This window comes from Vibrio sp. B1FLJ16, assembly GCF_905175385.1.
Classification (GTDB): Bacteria; Pseudomonadota; Gammaproteobacteria; order Enterobacterales; family Vibrionaceae; genus Vibrio.
Map to the genome: position 1 here is coordinate 2997578 of NZ_HG992749.1, position 20915 is coordinate 3018492.

The window sequence follows — 20915 nt, forward strand, 5'->3', positions numbered from 1 at the left end:
GCCTTACAATATTAAAGCTCAGGCGTTCGCTTGGGCTTTTTGCTTCTAACTTCCCCTACAAAATGTGCTGCCCTGCAAAAATCTCAGCTTCTAAGCTCTACATCGAAAAACAGCCATGTTTTATTGAGCACCAACATTCAGCTAACCAAGATGCCCCATCATGAAAACCGTTTTAATGACTGGCTTAACTGGCACCCTCGCCCCGAAAGTCGCTCATCAGTTCCAACTTCGCGGCTGGAACATATTAGAGTGGAATCACCATCAAATCTCACCGGACAATCTACAACAAAGTGAACAGTTTTGGCAGCAGCACCAAATCGATGCGGTGTGCCATATGGCGATGGGTAGCGACGCATGGGCAGCGTGGCTTGGTGAACATTGCAAACAACGAAACATTCCATACCTCTTCGTCAGTACAGCAATGGTATTTGATGCCACGAAAAGCGGCCCTTATGGCATCTTTGAAGAACGAAACACCCAAGATGAATACGGTAAATACAAAGTTCGCTGTGAAGATGCAATCTGGCAAGTTAACCCGGATTCGATGATTGCACGAATTGGTTGGCAGTTTCATCACCAAGCAGAGGGTAATAACATGTTGGCGCATCTCGACCGCCAATATAAAGAGAGCGACGTTATTACCGCCAGTACCGCTTGGTATCCGGCTACTTCACATATGGACGATACCGCTTTCGCCTTTTTGCAGCTTATCGAGCGTAACGAAGCCGGTTTATATCACCTTGATAGCAACTTAAAGGATAAGTGGAACTTCTACGAATTAGTTTGCGCGCTCAAGCAGCATTATAATAAACCGTGGCAAGTTATCCCAAACAACGACTATCATCATGACCAACGCCTAGCGGATGAACGCATTGCCTTGCCGCCATTGAGTGAACGTTTCAACAAGCCAGAGCAAATCAAACAAGCTGGCATCATAGGAATTAACTGGGGACGCACCCACATTCCCCACTATCATAACAATGGTGTTGCGGTCTCGACATTATGTGCCAACCACATAGAGCCTCTTCAGCAAGTTTGTAGCGAAGAAGCAATCCCAAACGCAGAAACGGACATCAACGCACTCAAGCAACTCGACGTCGTGACAATAGCGACACCTGCGTATACTCATGCTGAGATCATAAAGACGCTGAGTTCTACCAAACTGATTTGTGAAAAGCCATTGGTGGGATTGAATACCGATATCACCCATTGGCAGCAACCGACGTCTAGTCTATTGGTCAATTATGCCTTTGCTCAGCTAGACACCGCCAAAGCGATAGAGAATTGGCTCACCTCACAAACCCAACCTTGTGTGGTCAACCTAGTAACCCAAGTTAACTTGCCAGGCACCTTCACGCTCAAAGAATGGTTTCTTGAAACTGCCAGCCACCCTATCTCTTGGTTGTTGCACTGCTTCGGAGACTATTCTCACTCGACACTGATTGAAGAAAACGGTCAACTTATCGTTGAGCTGAAATGTGGTGCCCACCAGTTAAGGTTCGTATTTGAATTAACAGGCGAACCGGGCATCGAGCACAACCTGACGATTCAATCCAACCAAACCTTAACCAACAGAGGCTACTACCATGTCGGCGAAAAATGGCGCTTCGAGCCTATTCTCGTTGATAGCAACGCGATAAATGATGGAGAGTACAGCGAGTCTGATTGCTGGCAGGATGCCAACCAGCGCAGCGTTGGTTTGATGCTGGCGATGTTCAACCAAAGCATAAGTTGGGAGAAAGGACTGCAGCTTGGCGCGTTCGACGCTCAAAAAGCCATTTTGATTGAGAAGATGCTCCGCTAATCATTCCACCAACAAGCTTCCTCTTCTCAATACTCTCGACGAAACGGTCTCACTCGGGACCTTTTATATTGCTCGTTTTTATCTTCGTACAGCTTAGGGAGCTTTTGGACACCCATGATCTAAATGCTTCCAATGCTGTACATCGCACATCAAAAAAACAAAAAAGCCGCTGTTGTTAACAGCGGCTTTTTAAAATGTTGATTATTAATCAGTAACCTAAGCAGTCGTAGTCACTTTAAAGTTCGGGTTCACTGCAGTCAGTTTTTTAATTAGGTAGTTCAGTAATACACCGTACATTGGGACAAACAAGCCAAGGCTGATCACAAGCTTAAAGCCATAGTCCACCAGCGCGATTTCAGTCCAGTGTTCCGCCATAAATGGATCCGGGCTTTGGTAAAACGCAATCGCAAAGAACGCAATGGTATCTAGCGCATTACCAAATAACGTTGAACAGGTCGGTGCTACCCACCACTGTTTCATCTGACGAAGACGGTTAAATACGTGCACATCCAGAATCTGACCCAGTAAGTAAGCCATAAAACTCGCAACCGCGATACGCGCGACAAATAAGTTGAACTCACTCAGTTGGCTAAATCCCTGGAACTGTCCTTCAAAGAACACCACTGACAAGAAGTACGACACAGCTAGCGCAGGTAACATCACTAAGAAAATAATTTTACGCGCCAGTCCCGCGCCAAAGATACGCACAGTCAGGTCGGTTGCCAAAAAGATAAATGGAAAGGTAAATGCACCCCATGTGGTATGCAGGCCAAAAATAGTAAACGGAAGCTGAACCAGGTAATTGCTCGATGCAATAATAATCAGGTGGAATAAAGCCAGATAGATAAGGGCGTTGCGCTGCTGCGCAGGGGTAAAGTTACTCATGCGATACCTTTTTAGTTTGGTTTGGGGGCGAGGGAACCCAAATCGAGTGTTCTGAATAAAAACAACCCGTACCAACAATGTAAAATGAAAAAATAAACTAGCTAAGCCCGTAACGAGCAAAGCGGTGGGCGATTATACATTAACCAAACCCACTCGCAAGCGATGGTTTTTACGCAAACTTTTTTGTACAAAAAAGGGGTGTTTCATGTGAAACACCCTCAACAATATTATAAAGTTACGTCAGAATCCGCGTTGAAATAATCCAGCAAGATAATCAAGTTCTTCCCTGCTTTCTTCCACCGTCAGTGCTTCAAACCATATCGCTTCACTGTAGTGTTCGGCTTTCATAAACAGGCGACAACCTTCAAAATCGATAAGCCAGGAATGAATATCAGCATCCCACTGTTTTTCTACTACTGAAGCCGATAACAAATCAACGATACGTTCACCCAGTACCGGAAACGTATCTAAATCAAAGCTTGGTGCAGTAATGAGTAATCGGCCCTGATCAGCGATATATTCAGTGAGGCCAAATTCCTTGTGCATGCAATCTCCTTATCCGTGATGGGTAATGTGTTCCTGAATAAGATCCAAGAACGGGTCGGCATATTTCTCTAGTTTGCGTTGACCTACCCCGCTGACTGCCAGCATTTCACCATAAGAGGTTGGCAGAATCTCCGCCATATCAATAAGTGTAGCATCACTGAAAACCACATATGGTGGCAGGCCATCTTCATCCGCAATCGACTTACGCAGCTTGCGTAGTTTGGCAAACAGCTTCTTATCATAGTTTTTACTGGTTAATTTATCGGACTTCGCCGCACGAGCAGCCGTATCTAAACGTGGCACGGCCAACTCCAGTGCCACATCTCCACGCAACAGAGGACGGGCCTCTTCGGTTAATTGCAGAGTCGAGTTGCGGGTTATATTTTGAAACAGCATCCCTTTATGAATCAGCTGACGGAAAATACTTATCCAATAGTCGTGGCTGTGATCACGACCTATTCCGTAAGTTGATATTTTATCGTGGCCATTTTCACGCACGCGGATATTTTGCATACCACGCAACACTTCAACCACATAGCCCATACCGAAGCTTTGATTGACTCGATACACACAAGACAGCGCTTTACGCGCCTCTTCAGTGGCGTCAAAGTGTTTTGGAGGATCAAGGCAGATATCGCAGTTGCCACAAGGCTTTTCCCGATATTCACCAAAGTAATTGAGCAGCACCTGACGACGACAAGTTTGTGCTTCAGCAAATGCACTCATCGCATTCAGTTTGTGACTTTCAACCTGCTTCTGCGGACCGTCGTCTTTTTCGTCCAGCATGCGGCGTAGCCAGCTGATGTCGGCTGGGTCATAGAGCATCATCGCTTCGGCAGGCAGGCCATCCCGACCCGCCCGGCCCGTTTCCTGATAATAGGACTCGATATTACGCGGGATATCAAAATGCACCACAAAGCGCACGTTAGGTTTGTTAATGCCCATACCAAACGCAACCGTTGCCACCACTATCTGGATATCATCACGCTGAAATGCTTCCTGAACATAAGCACGCTCATCTGCATCCATCCCCGCATGATAACCTGCTGCTCGGATATGGTTGTTGCACAGCTTCTCCGTGACCATTTCGACTTTCTTACGGCTACCGCAATAGATGATGCCGCAATTCCCCTTCTGAGTGTCCAAATAGCGCATAATCTGAGAAATCGGCTTGTGCTTTTCTACCAAGTTATAGCGAATGTTCGGGCGGTCAAAACTGCCGAGATAAGCCTGTGGCTCTTGTAAACGCAGACGCTCCAATATATCCCTGCGGGTAGCGTCATCGGCCGTCGCCGTTAATGCCATGAATGGCACTTGGGAAAAGTGTAGCTTGAGCTGACCAAGTGATGCGTACTCAGGGCGGAAATCATGACCCCACTGAGAGATACAGTGCGCTTCATCGACCGCTATCATAGCTAAAGGCAAGTTTTCCAGTCGTTCGATAAAATCGCGCATAAGAACGCGCTCTGGCGAAACATAAACGAGCTTTAGCTGCCCGCTATGCATGCGGTTATACACGCTGAGCAACTCTTCTCTGCTCATGGTTGAGTTTACGCACTCTGCTGCGACACCATTGGCTTTAAGCTGATCCACCTGGTCTTTCATTAATGAAATCAGCGGTGAAATAACTAGGGTAATACCACTTCTAACCAGAGCAGGGATTTGATAACAGAGAGACTTACCACCACCTGTTGGCATGATAACTAAGCTGTCTTTGCCCTCAACTGCCGCTTCAATGACTTGTTGTTGGCCATCACGGAAAGTCTGATAACCGAATACGTCCTCCAACACACGTTGAGGCGTTACAGGCGAGTCTGATGGTTCGGCTAACAAGGTCGAGGTCATGAATAATCTCAGATTGGGTGTTCACAGAAATGCTTTTGCCTGCCGCCGGCAAACAAAAAGAGGGCACATTGTAATGGGGTTTCGTGGTGAATAAAACCGCAAATTGCTAGCTGTTTCCCAAAGCCGCTCGTATACTGCTTTTCTGCTTAACAAACATAAAACAAATACAATTAGAAGACACGTCATGACAACAGAAGAACAACAACGTGCACGACAAGGCGTCCTGCTTGCAATTGGCGCTTACACTATGTGGGGTATCGCCCCGATATACTTTAAATCAGTTACCGAAGTATCAGCACTGGAAATCCTCAGTCACCGAGTAGTCTGGTCTTTCGTTTTACTTGCTGCACTGCTCCACTTTGGCCGCCGCTGGCGCTCGGTGAGCGAAATCATCACCAATAAGACTAAAATGATGTATTTGGTGACGACAGCACTTCTAGTTGGTGGTAACTGGCTTATTTTCATTTGGGCGGTTAACGATAATCACATGCTTGATGCCAGTCTTGGTTATTACATCAACCCACTGTTAAACGTTCTACTCGGTATGATATTCCTCGGAGAGAGGCTGCGTAAATTGCAGTGGTTTGCTGTCGCTCTTGCTGCGTGCGGTGTGTTAGTGCAGCTGTTTGTGTTTGGCTCTGTCCCTGTGGTCGCCTTGGCATTAGCGATTAGCTTTGGCATCTATGGCTTACTGCGTAAAAAAGTCAGTGTCGAGGCGCAAACAGGGTTATTTATAGAGACTTTGGTCATGCTACCGGCTGCGGTGATTTACCTGCTCTTTATCGCCGACTCATCAACCTCGAACATGGCTGACAACACCTGGCAGTTGAATACTTTGCTGATAGCAGCAGGTATAGTGACAACAATGCCACTACTTTGCTTCACTGGTGCAGCTACAAGACTGAAGCTATCTACATTAGGCTTCTTCCAGTACATAGGTCCGAGCCTGATGTTCATGCTTGCGGTACTGGTTTACGGTGAAGCCTTTACTATCGATAAAGCCATTACCTTCGCCTTTATCTGGGGTGCACTCGTCGTCTTCAGCTTCGATGGGTTGCGCAGCAGTCGTCGTTCTCGTCGGGCAATCCAGGCTCAGTGATCGTTTTTTACAAGACAACTTAGAAATTGGACGATAAGCTTGGTCAGATAATGACCAAGCTTTTTTATGTAATGGAACAAATTCACTACTACGCAACCGACCATGACCAACTGAGTCTGATTGAGGCGAAATATCAGAATTTTGCTTTTCGAAAGCACTACCATCTGGATTTTCACCTTGGTCTGATCACTCATGGCGAACAAAAGTTCCACTACCGAGGATGCAATCACCAGGTCGGATACGGGCAAATCGTTATTATGCCGCCAGATGAGCTTCATGATGGCCAATCCAGACTTGCTGACGGATATGAAGTGAATGTCTTTTCGATCGAGCCGCACATGCTCAGCGATCTGGCCGATCTTAAACAAAACGGTCAAATAATCAGCTTTAATGAGTTGATCATCTCTGATCCACAGATATTTTCACAACTTAGTAACTTACACCGCCATCTTCGACGTAAAAGCCTCAGCCAGCTGACTAGGGATTGCCTTCCGTTTGAAGGATTTAACCCGCTTTTTGATCGTTATGGTTCGCTTGCCAGACAGAAGGTAATACCGCTAGGGAAACAATCTCTCAATACCCTAAAAGACTACTTGATGGCTAATCTCGATCAGGCCGTGCGGCTGGAATCATTATCTGAACTCTGTCAGTTAAGCCCTACCCAGTTTCAGCGTCACTTCAAAGCACAGACAGGAATGACACCTTACGCCTGGTTCGCGAGGCTTCGTCTCGAACAAGGTATGAAGCTACTCCAGGCAGGACAATGCGGAACAGATGTAGCGCATCAAATTGGCTTTTACGATCAGGCTCATTTTAGTAAAGCGTTTAAGCAGACTTATGGCATTTCCCCTTCGCAAATCGCACGCTGAAGAACTTCAGGAGCATCCGTGTCAGTTTTTTACAAGCTCATCATGTCACTCACGGCGACAATGAACCCTATTCAAACTGTTTTGAGATCTGTTTATGAATGAATCCACCATATTAATCACGCTGGCCAGCATTCACTTTATTGCTCTAATGAGTCCGGGACCTGATTTCGCTTTGGTTGTACAAAATGCCACACGTCATGGCCGTCAAACCGGAATGTATATCGCACTGGGTTTATCAGTTGGCATCCTGCTTCATTCACTGTTTAGTCTTACTGGGGTGAGCTACTTAGTTCATCAGCATCCCCTGCTGTATTCAGCAATGCAACTACTCGGTGGCAGTTACTTACTTTACTTAGGTATCGGGGCGCTTCGTGCTGTGATCGACATGATCAAAAAACCGCAACTGGATCAACCTGACAAAGCGAATAATCTGGTGATCAGTAATAAGCGGCAAGCATTCGCCAAGGGTTTTGCAACCAATATTCTTAACCCAAAAGCTTTAGTGTTTTTCGTCAGCCTGATGTCGAGTTTAGTTCCGGCAGGGATGTCTTTGACAGGTAAAGGAATAGCATTAGTGATTTTGTTTAGCCTGTCACTGCTTTGGTTTTCCAGCCTGGCCTGGATGCTATCCACGAAAAAACTACAACGTCGTTTACAACAGGCAGGCATCTATATCGATGGTCTGTGCGGCGTAGTATTTACGCTGGTCGGTAGCAGTATCTTACTGCAGACCATCCACACCTTCGTTGTGTAACTGGCTGATTTAAAAGCGTCGTACATCCGACAATTATAACAATGGTAACTCGACGCTTCTCTTCATGGCTGCCAAGCTGAATATTCAACTGGCAATATGGAGAGTCATCATGCAATGGACGTTCAACCGGCTCATAACAACCGGGCTTTTTCTTACTTCCTCTTTCACCTTTGCTAACCATGCCATCGCGAATCAGGCTACAGATGCCATCGCGCCCGAGCAAAGCACTGGCTCTGAGCACAAGCAGCTGGTAAAGACTAAAAACTACATGGTGACGGCAGCCAACCCTATTGCAGCTCAAGCTGGCACAGATGTAATAGAGCAAGGCGGAAATGCCATTGATGCCATGGTCGCTGTCCAACTGATGCTCGGCTTAGTAGAACCACAATCTTCCGGGATAGGTGGTGGTGCCTTTTTAGTGTACTGGGATAGCGATGAGCAAAAGCTCACGACTTATGATGGCCGGGAAACCGCCCCGTTAGTAGCGACTCCACAGCTGTTTCAGGATGACAAAGGTCAGCCACTGCAGTTTTACGATGCCGTTGTCGGTGGCCGTTCAGTAGGTACACCGGGAACGGTCAAACTGTTATGGGATACGCACCAGAAGTATGGCAAGCTGAAATGGAAAAAGATAATTGAGCCTGTCATCCAGCTTGCTGAACAAGGCTTTACTATCAGCCCTCGCCTCGCCAGTTTGGTTGAGGGCGATTCTGAGCGTCTGTCACGCTTTCCTGCCACCAAAGCCTACTTCTTTAATCCGGATGGCTCAGCAAAAGCTGCGGGAATGATTCTAAAAAATCCTCAGTATGCTCAAACGTTGTCGGCAATTGCAGAGCAAGGCGCTGCAGTCTTTTATCAAGGTGACATCGCCAGGAACATCATCGATACGGTACAAAATGCTCCGGGAAATCCGGGAGTACTCGCACAATCAGACTTTGATAGCTACCAGATCAAACAGCGTGAGCCCGTGTGTACCGCGTATCAAAGTTATGAAGTATGCGGAATGGGACCACCCAGCTCCGGGGCACTTACAATAGGTCAGATTCTGACCATCAGCGAGCATTATGATCTTAAAGGCTGGGGCCCGGAAAGTACCAAATCATGGCAAGTAATTGCAGATGCCTCTCGCCTCGCCTTTGCTGACCGTGGTAAATACATGGCAGATCAAGACTATGTACCAATGCCAACAGAAGGATTGCTGGATACCGACTACCTGAAGCAACGAGCGAGTTTGATATCAATTGGTAAAGCACTACAAGAGGTGGCAGCCGGAAACCCACCATGGTCGCACGCGATGAGTCTTGGCATGGATGATTCGATCGAACTGCCTTCCACCAGCCACTTTAATATTGTCGACAAACAAGGAAATGTGGTCTCTATGACAACAACGATTGAGAACGCTTTTGGTTCACGATTAATGGTGGGTGGTTTCTTGCTCAATAACGAACTGACCGATTTCTCGTTCAGCACCCATCAAAATGGTATCCCTATTGCTAACCGCTTAGAACCGGGAAAGCGTCCTCGCTCCTCAATGGCCCCGACCATCATTCTCAAAGGTGGCAAGCCGTACATGGCCATTGGCTCTCCTGGTGGCAGTCGCATTATTGGCTATGTCGCCCAAACCATTATCGCACACACCCAATGGGACTTGGATATCCAGCAAGCTATCAATCAGCCTCGGTTGTTAAACCGCTTTGGTACGTTAGATATTGAGCAAGGTACAGACGCAACTCGCTTAAAGTCAGAGCTGGAGAAAACCGGTTTTACGACTGAAGTGCGTGATCTCAATTCAGGATTACATGCCATCCGTATTACGCCAGAAGGGTTAGAGGGTGCGGCAGATCCACGCCGTGAAGGTACCGCGATCGGTAACTAATAGTTTTTCGCCCGATCCTTTGTGCGAGATCTCTCACAAAGGGTTGGGTAAAACACGCTTTCTTAGTGGAAAAAGCACCACGCAATACTCATAAGTGATTGAATTATGATGAAATGTGGTTTTTTAACTGAATTAAATCAACAAAAATGTGAATTTCCACCATTGTGGAGAGGGCTGAAAAACGTCATATTAAACCTGTCGGAAGGATGCTGACACGGAACAGGAATTACCAAGGATTTGGTAGACTTCAGGAAGAAGAAACGGTTACTCAGGATGAGTAGTCGGGCATGGAATGCAAAACTGGACATTGAACGGAATCAATAGTAGCTAGGATGGTTACTACTAAGGACGGGAAATGGACACCTCTGGACGAGGCATGGATTGAACATCAGGATGATGTCAGGGACACCGCTCAGGGAACAAGTGATGAGAGCTAACGAGGATTGTTAGCAGACCAGGATAAGGTCAGGGACACCGCTAGGAAGGCGACGTAAGGAATAAGCTGAAGGAATCAGCACACTATCATGGATTTGATGCATGGAGCACTTTTAGTAGCTGGATTGCTGCGAGTAAGACTATAACCCCGACGGGCGCAAGCCCTCGGGGTTTTTCTTTGCCATTTATCTGCATTATTAAACTCACTACTTCATTAACCACACTCGCTCACCCCATCACATAAGAATTTTTTCTTTGGCAGAGATTCTCAGCAGGTGTCCATATCGTATCAAAACGCTTATTACCCAAACGCCAGATACAAAAAGAGCTACCAACGGCAGCTCTTACTATTAATTTTCAAGCAGATGTTTTAAAGCTTCTCTAATCTGGCGTAAGCCGTGACTAACCACTTAATCCCTTCACCATTAAAGGCGATTTGTACCCGGCTTTGCGGGCCACTGCCTTCAAAGTTAATAATGGTACCTTCACCAAACTTCGGATGCATCACACGGGAACCCAGTGAAAAACCTGTCTCATTGAAGTTCTCTTTTACTACGGTCTGGCTAAAACGACCGCGACTTGCAGGGCGACTGACTTGAGCTTTCATACGCACTTCATCCAGACAGCCCTCTGGCAGCTCGCGAATAAAGCGCGATGGTTTGTGATACTTATCCTGACCATACAAGCGACGCATTTCTGCATAGGTGATGTAGAGTTTCTCCATTGCGCGAGTCATACCGACATAGCACAGGCGACGCTCTTCTTCTAAACGCCCAGCCTCTTCAGCAGACATCTGGCTTGGGAACATGCCTTCTTCCACACCGACCATAAACACTAACGGGAACTCCAGACCTTTTGCACTGTGCAGCGTCATCAACTGAACCGCATCGTCAAACTCATCTGCCTGCCCTTCACCGGCTTCAAGTGCAGCATGCGTCAGGAATGCCGTAAGCAGAGACATATCTTCGGCTTCTTCCGGTTTTTCGAACTGACGGGTTGCGGTTACCAATTCTTCTAAGTTCTCTATACGTGCTTTGGACTTTTCGCCCTTTTCTTGCTCGTACATAGCAAACAGACCGGAATACTTGATCACATGGTCGGTTTGCTCGTGCAGCGGCATCTCAAGGGTATCGTCTTCCAAAGCAGTAACCAGTTCGATAAAACGACTCAATGCTCCGGCAGCACGCCCGGCAAGTACCTGCTCATCCAACATTGCGATACTCGCTTCCCACATAGTGCAGCCGCGATCACGAGCAGCACGACGAATCGTCTCTAAGGTTTTATCACCTAAACCGCGGGTTGGCGTATTCACCACACGCTCAAAGGCCGCATCATCATTCCGGTTAGAGATCAGACGCATGTAGCTCAATGCATCTCTGATTTCCTGACGTTCGAAGAATCGCATCCCACCGTAAATGCGGTAAGGCAGACCCGCCTGAATTAATGCTTCTTCCAATACGCGTGACTGGGCGTTGTTACGATACAGCATCGCAGCATCATTCAGTACGCCACCCTTGTCTTGCCATTCTTTGATTTTGTTTACTGCGAATCGAGCTTCATCTAATTCATTGTAAGCACTATAAACAGAAATTGGCTCACCAACGTCACCATCAGTCCACAGCTCTTTACCCATACGCTCAGTATTGTTGGCAATGAGGGTATTCGAAGCCTCCAGAATCGTTTTGGTTGAGCGATAGTTTTGCTCGAGACGAATAGTATTAACGCTTGGGAACTCTAAAGTGAATTTCTCAATGTTTTCCACTTTGGCACCGCGCCAGCCGTATATAGACTGATCGTCATCACCCACAATCATTACATGGCAATCACGCCCTGCCATCATGCGCAGCCAAGCATACTGAATGTTGTTGGTATCTTGGAACTCGTCGACCAGAATGTGTTTAAAGCGTGCCTGGTAGTGCTCACGGACAAATTTGTTATCGCGCAGTAGCTCATGTGCGCGAAGCAAAATTTCCGCAAAATCGACCAGCCCTGCACGATCACACGCTTCCTGATAAGCGGTATACAACTGCAGGTAAGTTTTAGTAACGGGATCATGATAGGCATCGATGTGCGCTGGGCGCAGGCCTTCGTCTTTCTTGCCATTGATCCACCAGGCAACCTGGCGTGCAGGCCACTGCTTTTCATCCAGATTTTGCGCCTTAATCAGTCGCTTAAGCAGACGCTGCTGGTCATCACTGTCGATGATCTGAAAATCTTCCGGTAGCTTGGCATCAAGATAGTGCGCCCGCAGAATACGGTGACAGATACCATGGAACGTACCATTCCACATACCCGACGCACTGCCCATCATCAACTCTTCAATACGACCACGCATCTCCGCTGCCGCTTTGTTAGTAAAGGTTACTGACATGATTGAGAATGGTGATGCCTGCTCCACTGACATTAACCAAGCGATTCGGTGAACAAGAACGCGGGTCTTACCACTCCCTGCGCCAGCAAGGACAAGTAAGTTTTCTAGAGGTGCTGCAACGGCTTCACGCTGTTTATCGTTCAAGCCGTCGAGTAATAGAGATGGATCCATCATGATGAGCTACTGGTTATTTATACATAAAAACAGATTATAACCTAAACAGCTGGGCGCTGTTTAGACAAAACTCGATAAAAAATTCGTTGTTTTTTTACCCTCCTCTTCAGTCGGTTATCTAAAAAGAGCATCTCAAGCAGAGGCTAACAGTAAAAATCACTGAAAGTTTTTCTCTCACTTTCCTATCTCATAAGTTAAGCAAGTGGACAAATACTGAACAACATAGTGTCGCATCTTCTTGCTCACTGGAAGTAAAGGAAATCACTCAGAGGAAATCATTATGAAAAATTCGAATCTTGCTATCGCTGCTGCCGTTACCGGTCTTATCGCGCTTGGCGGCACAATGCTGACAACTACTTCGGCGGTCGCTGCTGAAAAAGAAAAATGTTATGGCGTGGCTAAAGCAGGTAAGAATGACTGTGCAACAAAAACCAGCTCTTGTGCCGGAACGGCTAAGCAAGACAACCAGAAAGATGCTTTCGTGGTGGTACCAAAAGGCTTGTGCGACAAATTGGCGGGCGGAAGCACTACCTCTTCCTAACAGATCATACAGAAATTGTTTGGTGTGTGAATACTCAATCCACACACTCTTTTCTTTATATCTCGGCTCGTTTGAAAAAGGAGTTTCACGTGAAACATCAGACCTTTCATAACCTCGTAGGGGTCGGGTTACGCTTACCTCATATGGAATACTTTAGCCAGAACCAACCGAAATTATCGTGGCTTGAAATTCACAGCGAGAATTACTTTCAGCTCAATTCAGCCGAGCGCCGTCAACTTCAGTCCTTGCGAGAAATGTATCAAATCAGTTGTCATGGTGTTGGCTTATCTCTTGGCTCAGTAAGCAGAGCCAGTCGTCAACATCTAGCCCAGCTCAAAACACTCATTGATATCATCGAGCCAATGTATGTCTCCGATCATCTTAGTTGGAGCGAAAATGGCGGGCATTACTTTAACGACCTCCTACCCCTACCATATACCGAAGAAGCATTAAACGTATTCTCACGTAATGTTCTGGAAGTACAAAACTATCTGCAGCGTGAAATCTTAATTGAGAACCCTTCGAGTTATGTGAAATTTCAGCACTCCACTATCAGTGAATGGGAATTTCTGACTGAAGTACAACAACGTACTGACTGCCGGTTACTACTCGATTTAAACAATGTTTACGTATCAGCTTTCAATCATGGCTTTGATTGTGAAAGATATTTAAGCGCTATTCCAGCCAACAAAGTAGATGAGATTCACCTCGCAGGCTTTACCGTCAAACAACTTGATAAAGGCGAGATTTGGATTGATACCCACAGCTGTCCGGTCAGTGATGAAGTATGGCTGCTTTATCAAAACTGGATAACACAGCATGGCACTCGCCATACCCTGATTGAATGGGATGTAGATATTCCTGCGCCAGAAGTGTTACTTGATGAAGCATCCAAAGCCTCACGTTTGGCTTGGAACTCTGAGACTTGCTCTATTTCTGAAAACGCGAGGAAAGCGTCATGAACCTTGCAGCCCTGCAACGTCAGTTCGCCAAAGCACTTCTCTATCAATCATCGGGGGAAACATGCAGTATTGTTGGTGACCAGTTCAACGCGGATGAACGCCTGCAGATTTATCGTAACAATTTCATCATCAGCCTGAGTGAAGTTCTATCGGCAACCTATCCTATGGTTGAAGTATTAATCGGTGAAGAATGCTTTGCTCAAATTGCCCGGAAACATGTACTGAAGCACCCGTTGACCGAAGCATATGTTGCTCATTACGGTGAAGGCTTTCAGGACACGATAAAGACGTTTGACCAAGTAATGGCAAAAGCCCCCTACATCATAGAGGTAGCCCGTTTTGAATGGGCACTCGATCTGGCCCGGCAAGACCAACGCGAGAAGCTACCCAATACCAAGTTAATCCCTCTGGCTCAATTAACAGACGTGCCTGCCAACCAGCAACCTAAACTGGTTTTTCACTTAAAACCGGAATGCCGCAGTTTTGACTCTAACTACGCTGTACTTGACTTGTTTAAGGCCATACAAGCTCAAGAGTTCGGACAACTCAATATTAACCAGCCACAATGCGGGGTCATCATGGTTGATTCGAGTGGTATCGCATCGTGTCATACACTCGATATCGAAACCTTTCAACTACTGCGTTATTTTGAGCAAGAGCAACCATTAGAAAACATCCCCCCATCACTGCTCACTAATTTAAGTCAGGTCATGCAGCTGGATTTGTTTGCCGGTTTTACCTTAGAGAATAACTAGGGAGAAAGGTTTTCATGATCATCAATTATGGGGGCTAATGATACTGGTCGTGATTGTTTGGGGATCCGGTGCGTACTCCTTTGACCGACTACTGAAACGTTAGCTGACTAAATAAAAAATCCCCGCTGTCGCGGGGATCTTTTATTTTTTGTTCAGGTAAGCCAGTAAATCGTCGGCTGAGATACCTTTTTGAGCGATGTCTTTTGCCAGCAGCTCAACTTGCTCGCCCTTGCGCGACTCAATCACTTGCTGAAACTGATACACAATGTCACGCAGGATAGGCAGAGGTACTTGTTTTGCGGCACTACGAATGCGCTCGGAGCTTTGATTGCCCAGCTCATTAAGCAACTTACCATACATCACCTTCTCAGGTGATTCTTCCATTTGCTCTAAGATACGAGCCATTTCATACGTGGTTAACGACATTACGTTTTGATTTCCATTATGGTTTTAGGAAAAGTGTGTGCGACAAATATACACTCGTTACTCATATTGGAAAATACTAAATTACACTGATTTACGCTTTTGCCAAGTTCGTATGCCAACTCTTGCCAGATTTAGTGAACAAAATTACCAGCGCAGGCAGAATAATCCACATTTGAACCGCAATCAGTGTTTGTGAATCAAGCGATAAGCGCGAAAGCGTGCCCACGAGCAGTCCTGAACCACTCATCTGGAACAAGCCAAGCAATGCAGCCGCTGTACCCGCTTTATCTCCGAACGGCTCCAGCGCTTTACCAGCGGCTGCCCCAAGGATCATGGCGAAGCCGACAGAAGACATAAAGATTGGCAGCATAAACGAAAAAGCTGTGCCCTGGCCTTTCATTACCATCATAACAACGCCAGCAAGACCTAACGTCGAGATACCGACAACCAGTGTATTATGCGTACCAAAGCGTTCCATAAACTTAGGTGCCAGCATACAAGCCGCGATATTGATCAGTGCATTCACGCCAAACCAGAAAGTAAACTCGTTCATGGATAAGCCCATTCCGGTCATTAATACCGAAGGCGCAGAGGTAACATAAGCAAGAATCACCGCCATCGCCATCAGACACAATGATGCATGGAAAACGAAAGACGGAGTGCTCAGTACTGCCCAGTAACGGCTGAGTTTAAAGACCGATTGTTTCTCTATTGCCGGGTTAGTTTCTTTCAGCATCAGGAACATCAACGTACCTGATACTACTGCAAAACCAGCCATAAAACTAAAGTTTGCACGCCAGTCAAATTGCTGGGTTAACCAGCTGCCTAAAATAGGCGCTAGCGCCGGAATAAAGCAGATCGCACCATTGAGGTAGCTGATCATCTTACCGCTTTTATCCGGACCAAAAATATCGCGAACTGTTGCAAAGGCTGCCACCGATGTCGCACACGCACCTAAGCCTTGTAGCAGTCGGGACATCAGCATCCACTCAATGTTTTGAGCGCTCCACGCCAATAAAGCGCTCATTGCGTAAATGGCGATGCCGCCCAATGCAACAGTTCGACGTCCGAGTTTATCTGCTAACGGCCCCGCAAAAAGCTGCCCGACGCCCATAGCAAACAAAAACCAAGTGATCGTGTCTTGTGCTAACGCATTATCAACCTGAAAAGCAGAAGCAATAAGTGGTAAAGCAGGCAGATAAATATCTATTGCAAGCGGACTGAAAAGAACCAACAGGGTCAATAAAGCCATCTGCTTTTTACTTTTAGAAATATGGCTAGACACACAATACTCCGAATTGAGAAAGAACGATTCGTGCAGCTTAATCATCTGATGATATGAATGGAAATGATGTATAATCATGAGCAATATTCCTTGAGGGAAATTCACATGTATATAGAGAAGTTGGCTCGTTTCGACCTGAATTTACTGGTTTGTTTCAAAGTTTTGATGGAAGAGTTGAATGTCACCCGAGCGGCAAACCGTCTGTGTCTAAGCCAGTCTGCGGTAAGTAAGTCCCTGGCGAAGTTGCGCATTCAGTTTGACGACCCGCTTTTTACGAGAAACTCACATGGACTCACACCAACCCCCCGAGCCTTGTTCCTCAAACCGAAACTCGATCTGTTGATTAATCATCTCGAAGTTCTGACCCAGCCAGAAGAGTTTTCACCACAAAGCAGCGAGTACCGTTTTCAGATTGCTGCAGTGGAAAGTGTCTACCCATTAATCCTGCCACATTTTTTACCGGCTATATTTCAGCAGGCCCCGGGCGTGACCATCAGTACTCACCCATGGACAGATAACACCTTTAAGATGCTGCAACGTGGTGAGTTAGATTTGGGCTTAACCGGCAAGGATATCGATATCAATGATGCCAAGCTGACGCTGTTGCCACCGGAAGACATCTGCGAACAAGAAATCTATCGCGATCATCAAATGTGCATAATTCGCAAGAACCATCCGGCACTGAATCAAAAATGGAATCTGGAAGCCTACCTATCAATGCGTCATGTTCAGGTTCGTTGTGATGGTAACGATCGCTGGTTACTCGACTATCGTCTTGCCGACATTGGCGCAGAGCGAGACATTGCTGTCACGGTTCCGGATTTTAACAGTGCCGCCAGTCTGTGTTCATATACCGACTTTATCTTCACTGCACCAAGTCATTTTGTTCAGCTTGCAGCAAAGCAGCTCGACTTAGCAGTACTGCCTTTGCCCTTAGAGTTTCCTCCGATGGCATACACTTTGTTCTGGCACAGGGACAGAGAAAATGACCCAGCATTGAATTGGCTGCGTACTATGATCACGCAAAAAACCGATCATCTCAGATAAAAATGTTGCTCTCAATTTGCGCTTAGCAGATAAAATGAGTAGCTTAACAGTCGATAGTCCTTTTGGCTCACCTATGGCCTGTTGTACCAGACTTAAATAATTAAACGTTTTACTCTTTCACTGCGTGAAGCAGAAGGAAACAGCTTCCAAAACTGAGCATGAAGGAGTCGTAATTGAAGGAATAATAAAGATGCATGACGATACACAAAGCCGCGTGAATGCAATTCGCGAATGGCTTGCTCAACACAACATTGATGCCCTGCTTGTCCCACACGAAGATGAATATTTGGGTGAATACGTTCCGGCTCATAACGAACGCCTTCATTGGCTAACCGGTTTTACCGGTTCAGCGGGCGCTGCCGTGATCACTAAAGATAAGGCAGCAATGTTTGTTGATGGCCGCTACACAGTCCAGGTGACTAAAGAAGTTCCAGCCGATCTATTTGAATACCGCCACTTAATTGAAGAGCCTGCATTGGATTGGATTAAAGACAATCTATCCACAGGGGCGACTGTAGCCATTGACCCACGTATGCACAGCTCTGCTTGGCTAGATTCAGCGCAAGCAAAACTGGCTAGCAAATTCGAACTCAGCATCCTGACCAGCAATCCAATTGACGAACTATGGCATGACCGCCCTGCGCCAGTAGTTTCTGATGTACGCCTGATGCCAACTGAATCGGTTGGTCAATCTAGCGAAAGTAAGCGCCAGGAGATCGCTCAGTTGGTTTCCAAAGCCGGTGCCGATAGCGCGGTTATTACTGCACTTGATTCTATCTGTTGGTTACTCAACGTACGCGGTCTAGATGTATCACGCTTACCGGTATTGTTATCTCATGCGATTCTTCATTCAGATTCCAGCGTCGAGTACTTCCTCGACCCAGCGCGCTTACCTGCGGAATTTACCGAACATGTAGGTTCTGGTGTAACCGTACATCACCCTGAGGCACTTCAGTCTCGTCTCGAGGCAATGACGGGTAAGAAAGTATTGCTCGACCCTGCGATCAGCAATGCCTGGTTTAAACTGGTTCTGCAAAACTCTGGTGCATCAGTTATCGCAGCAGCAGATCCATGCTTAATGCCAAAGGCAGCTAAAAATGCTGTAGAAATTGCAGGGATGAAAGCTTGTCATATTCGTGATGGCGCTGCGATGAGCAAGTTCCTGTGCTGGTTAGACTCAGAAGTAGCAGCTGGCAATCTTCATGATGAAGCGACGCTTTCTGAGCGACTAGAAGCATTTCGTAAAGAAGACCCAACATTAATGGATCTAAGCTTTGATACGATTTCTGCGGCAGGCAGTAACGCGGCTATGTGTCACTACAACCATGAGAACCAACCAGAGCCAGGCAAGCTGGAAATGAATACGCTTTATCTGGTTGATTCAGGCGGTCAGTACCTAGATGGCACCACTGATATCACGCGTACCATTGCCATTGGTCAGCCATCAGAAGAAATGATCAAGCAGTTCACTCTGGCACTAAAAGGTCATATCGGTGTGGCTCGTGCACGCTTCCCGAAGGGTACTTGTGGTTACCAGATCGATACCTTAGCGCGACAACACCTGTGGGCTGAAGGTTACGATTACGACCACGGCACTGGCCACGGTGTTGGTCACTTCCTGAGTGTGCATGAAGGTCCTGCGAGCATTTCTAAGAGACAAATCAACGTACCTCTTACAGAAGGTATGGTGCTCTCTAATGAGCCGGGTTACTACCGTGCAGACGCATTTGGTATTCGTATCGAGAACCTAGAGTTAGTTGTGGAAACACCAACCAATGGTGACTTCCCTGTACTGTCCTTTGAGTCACTAACGCGCTGCCCAATCGACAAACGTAACGTCAACGTTGATATGCTGACTCGTCCTGAGCTTGCGTGGCTAAATGACTACCACCAAAAAGTGTGGGATCAAATCAGCCCTCTTGTTGATGGAGAAGTTAAAGAGTGGCTACGCGAAGCAACTTTGCCGTTAGCTCACTCATAAGTAAAAGCACAATTATCACTTCGATATAAAACAAAAAGGCTCTCCAAACGGAGAGCCTTTTTTGTAATAACTTTGTATGCGAGCCGTAATGTTTCACGTGAAACACTCAGCGTCATCTTCAATTTCTCAGCTAACCAGAATAAGCAGAGTGCCAATCACGCCAAACGGGATCGAACCCTTTGGCTCTAATCATGCCTTCTACTGAAGCTGCGCTTCTTTCATCACTGATTTCAAACTGCTCTAGTTCTGCCGTCTCAGAAGCATAACCGCCAGGTTGTGTTTTAGATGCCGCGGACATGCTCGTAATGCCCAAAGGTAACACATTATCCCGGAACTGAGGTGACTCTCGGGTCGACAGCGATAGCTCAACTTCTGGATTGAGTAGCCGGTACGCACAAATCAACTGTACTAACTGCTTATCCGTCATCAGCGATTTTGGTTGCAGAGTAGAACTTGGTGAGCTGCCTGCACAAGGACGTAAACGAGGGAATGAAATAGAATAACGCGATTGCCAGTAAGTATGTTCGAGATAATCCAGATGAACAGCAGTAAAGAAACAATCTGTTCGCCACTCTTGCAAACCAATCAAGGCGCCGATACCGATTTTGTCTATCCCTGCCCTGGCTAACCTGTCAGGAGTCTCAAGACGATAGCGGAAATCCGTTTTATTACCGCGCAAGTGATGCTCAGCATAAGTCGATGGATGATAAGTTTCCTGATAGACCATTACCGCATCCAGGCCCAACGTTTTCAGTTCCGCATAGTCGTCCTGAGCCAAAGGTTGAACTTCCATCGCCAGGTAATTGAATCGTTGCTTTATCACCGGCAGCATTTCCCGAAAGTACTTCATCCCGACTTTGGTTTCATGCTCGCCCGTAACCAGTAACACACTGTCGAACTTCATTTGCTTGATCGCATTAATCTCCGCATGCACCTCGTCTTTGGTCAGCGTTCTGCGCTTAATACGGTTTTCCATCGAAAAGCCGCAATAAGTACAAGCATTGGCGCAAAGGTTAGAAAGGTACAGCGGTATATAAAGCGACATCGTATTACCAAACCGCTTTCGCGTCAGCGTATAAGACAGCTTTGCCATCTGCTCCAGATAGGGCTCTGCCGCGGGCGAAATGAGCGCTTTGAAATCTTCTAAATCTCGTTTGGGGTTTGCCAGCGCCCTTTCCACATCCTGCGCCGTTTTGGCATATATCGACATGGTAATGTCATCCCAGTTAAACTGCTTAAAGTGGTCGTAAAAACTCATGT

General features: G+C 46.6%; 17 protein-coding genes. 10 read left to right on the forward strand and 7 right to left on the reverse strand.

Translation table 11 applies throughout. The features are described from left to right. The first annotated feature begins 160 nt into the window (after positions 1-160). Positions 161-1804: a sugar nucleotide-binding protein gene (locus KHN79_RS13730; RefSeq protein ID WP_182011673.1), complete on the forward strand. Its 1644-nt coding sequence runs from the start codon at positions 161-163 to the stop codon at positions 1802-1804. A 216-nt stretch (positions 1805-2020) separates the two neighbouring features. Here KHN79_RS13730 and KHN79_RS13735 read toward each other — a convergent pair whose 3' ends face one another. The 3 genes from KHN79_RS13735 to recQ all read right to left on the reverse strand — a co-directional run bounded on the left by KHN79_RS13735 (position 2021) and on the right by recQ (position 5080). Further along, a complete protein-coding gene (locus KHN79_RS13735) occupies positions 2021-2689 on the reverse strand; it encodes a 7-cyano-7-deazaguanine/7-aminomethyl-7-deazaguanine transporter (protein WP_182011672.1) in 669 nt (222 codons plus the stop codon). 240 nt (positions 2690-2929) lie between these two features. Then, complete coding sequence (locus KHN79_RS13740; RefSeq protein WP_182011671.1) at positions 2930-3235, reverse strand: DUF3630 family protein; 306 nt, start codon at positions 3233-3235, stop codon at positions 2930-2932. A 9-nt stretch (positions 3236-3244) separates the two neighbouring features. Then, positions 3245-5080 (reverse strand): ATP-dependent DNA helicase RecQ, encoded by a 1836-nt coding sequence (gene recQ, locus KHN79_RS13745; RefSeq protein ID WP_182011670.1) that lies wholly within the window; start codon positions 5078-5080, stop codon positions 3245-3247. 184 nt (positions 5081-5264) lie between these two features. Here recQ and rarD point away from each other — a divergent pair, with 184 nt between their 5' ends. The 4 genes from rarD (at position 5265) to ggt (ending at position 9678) form a co-directional block, all read left to right on the forward strand. Next, positions 5265-6179: an EamA family transporter RarD gene (gene rarD / locus KHN79_RS13750; RefSeq protein WP_182011669.1), complete on the forward strand. Its 915-nt coding sequence runs from the start codon at positions 5265-5267 to the stop codon at positions 6177-6179. A gap of 71 nt (positions 6180-6250) precedes the next feature. Continuing rightward, positions 6251-7048: an AraC family transcriptional regulator gene (locus tag KHN79_RS13755; protein WP_182011681.1), complete on the forward strand. Its 798-nt coding sequence runs from the start codon at positions 6251-6253 to the stop codon at positions 7046-7048. A gap of 94 nt (positions 7049-7142) precedes the next feature. Beyond that, positions 7143-7802 (forward strand): LysE family translocator, encoded by a 660-nt coding sequence (locus KHN79_RS13760; RefSeq protein WP_182011668.1) that lies wholly within the window; start codon positions 7143-7145, stop codon positions 7800-7802. Positions 7803-7911: 109 nt separating this feature from the next. Then, complete coding sequence (gene ggt / locus KHN79_RS13765) at positions 7912-9678, forward strand: gamma-glutamyltransferase (protein WP_182011667.1); 1767 nt, start codon at positions 7912-7914, stop codon at positions 9676-9678. 805 nt (positions 9679-10483) lie between these two features. Here the strand turns inward: ggt and uvrD are convergent. Next, positions 10484-12658, reverse strand: a complete 2175-nt coding sequence (gene uvrD, locus KHN79_RS13770) for a DNA helicase II (RefSeq protein WP_182011666.1) — start codon at positions 12656-12658, stop codon at positions 10484-10486. A gap of 280 nt (positions 12659-12938) precedes the next feature. On the opposite strand from uvrD, the gene KHN79_RS13775 reads away from it, so the two are divergent. The 3 genes from KHN79_RS13775 to KHN79_RS13785 all read left to right on the forward strand — a co-directional run bounded on the left by KHN79_RS13775 (position 12939) and on the right by KHN79_RS13785 (position 14916). Further along, entirely contained in the window at positions 12939-13199 is a 261-nt protein-coding gene (locus tag KHN79_RS13775; RefSeq protein WP_182011665.1) for a DUF2282 domain-containing protein, read from the forward strand. An 89-nt stretch (positions 13200-13288) separates the two neighbouring features. Next, positions 13289-14161, forward strand: a complete 873-nt coding sequence (locus tag KHN79_RS13780; protein WP_182011664.1) for a DUF692 domain-containing protein — start codon at positions 13289-13291, stop codon at positions 14159-14161. Then, the gene (locus tag KHN79_RS13785) at positions 14158-14916 is read left to right on the forward strand and encodes a DNA-binding domain-containing protein (protein WP_211907252.1); all 759 of its coding nucleotides are present in this window, start codon (positions 14158-14160) and stop codon (positions 14914-14916) included. Before KHN79_RS13780 ends, KHN79_RS13785 begins: the two co-directional genes overlap by 4 nt. A 141-nt stretch (positions 14917-15057) precedes the next feature. Here KHN79_RS13785 and KHN79_RS13790 read toward each other — a convergent pair whose 3' ends face one another. Together KHN79_RS13790 and KHN79_RS13795 are read right to left on the reverse strand one after the other, a co-directional pair. After that, positions 15058-15342: a hypothetical protein gene (locus tag KHN79_RS13790; RefSeq protein ID WP_182011663.1), complete on the reverse strand. Its 285-nt coding sequence runs from the start codon at positions 15340-15342 to the stop codon at positions 15058-15060. 91 nt (positions 15343-15433) lie between these two features. Further along, positions 15434-16594 (reverse strand): multidrug effflux MFS transporter, encoded by a 1161-nt coding sequence (locus KHN79_RS13795; protein ID WP_211907277.1) that lies wholly within the window; start codon positions 16592-16594, stop codon positions 15434-15436. A gap of 138 nt (positions 16595-16732) precedes the next feature. On the opposite strand from KHN79_RS13795, the gene KHN79_RS13800 reads away from it, so the two are divergent. Together KHN79_RS13800 and KHN79_RS13805 are read left to right on the forward strand one after the other, a co-directional pair. Further along, positions 16733-17674, forward strand: coding sequence for a LysR family transcriptional regulator (locus KHN79_RS13800; protein ID WP_182011661.1), 942 nt, complete (start codon positions 16733-16735; stop codon positions 17672-17674). Between the two features lie 190 nt (positions 17675-17864). Then, entirely contained in the window at positions 17865-19655 is a 1791-nt protein-coding gene (locus tag KHN79_RS13805; RefSeq protein WP_182011660.1) for an aminopeptidase P family protein, read from the forward strand. Positions 19656-19785: 130 nt separating this feature from the next. Here KHN79_RS13805 and thiH read toward each other — a convergent pair whose 3' ends face one another. Next, entirely contained in the window at positions 19786-20913 is a 1128-nt protein-coding gene (thiH, locus tag KHN79_RS13810) for a 2-iminoacetate synthase ThiH (RefSeq protein ID WP_182011659.1), read from the reverse strand. Positions 20914-20915: the final 2 nt, after the last annotated feature.

What these genes read in the sequence shown, in the direction of transcription:
- KHN79_RS13730 (WP_182011673.1), top strand. Translation starts at nt 161, where the DNA reads ATGAAAACCGTTTTAATGACTGGCTTAACTGGCACCCTCGCCCCGAAA.
- KHN79_RS13735 (WP_182011672.1), bottom strand. Translation starts at nt 2,689, where the DNA reads ATGAGTAACTTTACCCCTGCGCAGCAGCGCAACGCCCTTATCTATCTG.
- KHN79_RS13740 (WP_182011671.1), bottom strand. Translation starts at nt 3,235, where the DNA reads ATGCACAAGGAATTTGGCCTCACTGAATATATCGCTGATCAGGGCCGA.
- recQ (WP_182011670.1), bottom strand. Translation starts at nt 5,080, where the DNA reads ATGACCTCGACCTTGTTAGCCGAACCATCAGACTCGCCTGTAACGCCT.
- rarD (WP_182011669.1), top strand. Translation starts at nt 5,265, where the DNA reads ATGACAACAGAAGAACAACAACGTGCACGACAAGGCGTCCTGCTTGCA.
- KHN79_RS13755 (WP_182011681.1), top strand. Translation starts at nt 6,251, where the DNA reads ATGGAACAAATTCACTACTACGCAACCGACCATGACCAACTGAGTCTG.
- KHN79_RS13760 (WP_182011668.1), top strand. Translation starts at nt 7,143, where the DNA reads ATGAATGAATCCACCATATTAATCACGCTGGCCAGCATTCACTTTATT.
- ggt (WP_182011667.1), top strand. Translation starts at nt 7,912, where the DNA reads ATGCAATGGACGTTCAACCGGCTCATAACAACCGGGCTTTTTCTTACT.
- uvrD (WP_182011666.1), bottom strand. Translation starts at nt 12,658, where the DNA reads ATGATGGATCCATCTCTATTACTCGACGGCTTGAACGATAAACAGCGT.
- KHN79_RS13775 (WP_182011665.1), top strand. Translation starts at nt 12,939, where the DNA reads ATGAAAAATTCGAATCTTGCTATCGCTGCTGCCGTTACCGGTCTTATC.
- KHN79_RS13785 (WP_211907252.1), top strand. Translation starts at nt 14,158, where the DNA reads ATGAACCTTGCAGCCCTGCAACGTCAGTTCGCCAAAGCACTTCTCTAT.
- KHN79_RS13790 (WP_182011663.1), bottom strand. Translation starts at nt 15,342, where the DNA reads ATGTCGTTAACCACGTATGAAATGGCTCGTATCTTAGAGCAAATGGAA.
- KHN79_RS13795 (WP_211907277.1), bottom strand. Translation starts at nt 16,594, where the DNA reads ATGGCTTTATTGACCCTGTTGGTTCTTTTCAGTCCGCTTGCAATAGAT.
- KHN79_RS13800 (WP_182011661.1), top strand. Translation starts at nt 16,733, where the DNA reads ATGTATATAGAGAAGTTGGCTCGTTTCGACCTGAATTTACTGGTTTGT.
- KHN79_RS13805 (WP_182011660.1), top strand. Translation starts at nt 17,865, where the DNA reads ATGCATGACGATACACAAAGCCGCGTGAATGCAATTCGCGAATGGCTT.
- thiH (WP_182011659.1), bottom strand. Translation starts at nt 20,913, where the DNA reads ATGAGTTTTTACGACCACTTTAAGCAGTTTAACTGGGATGACATTACC.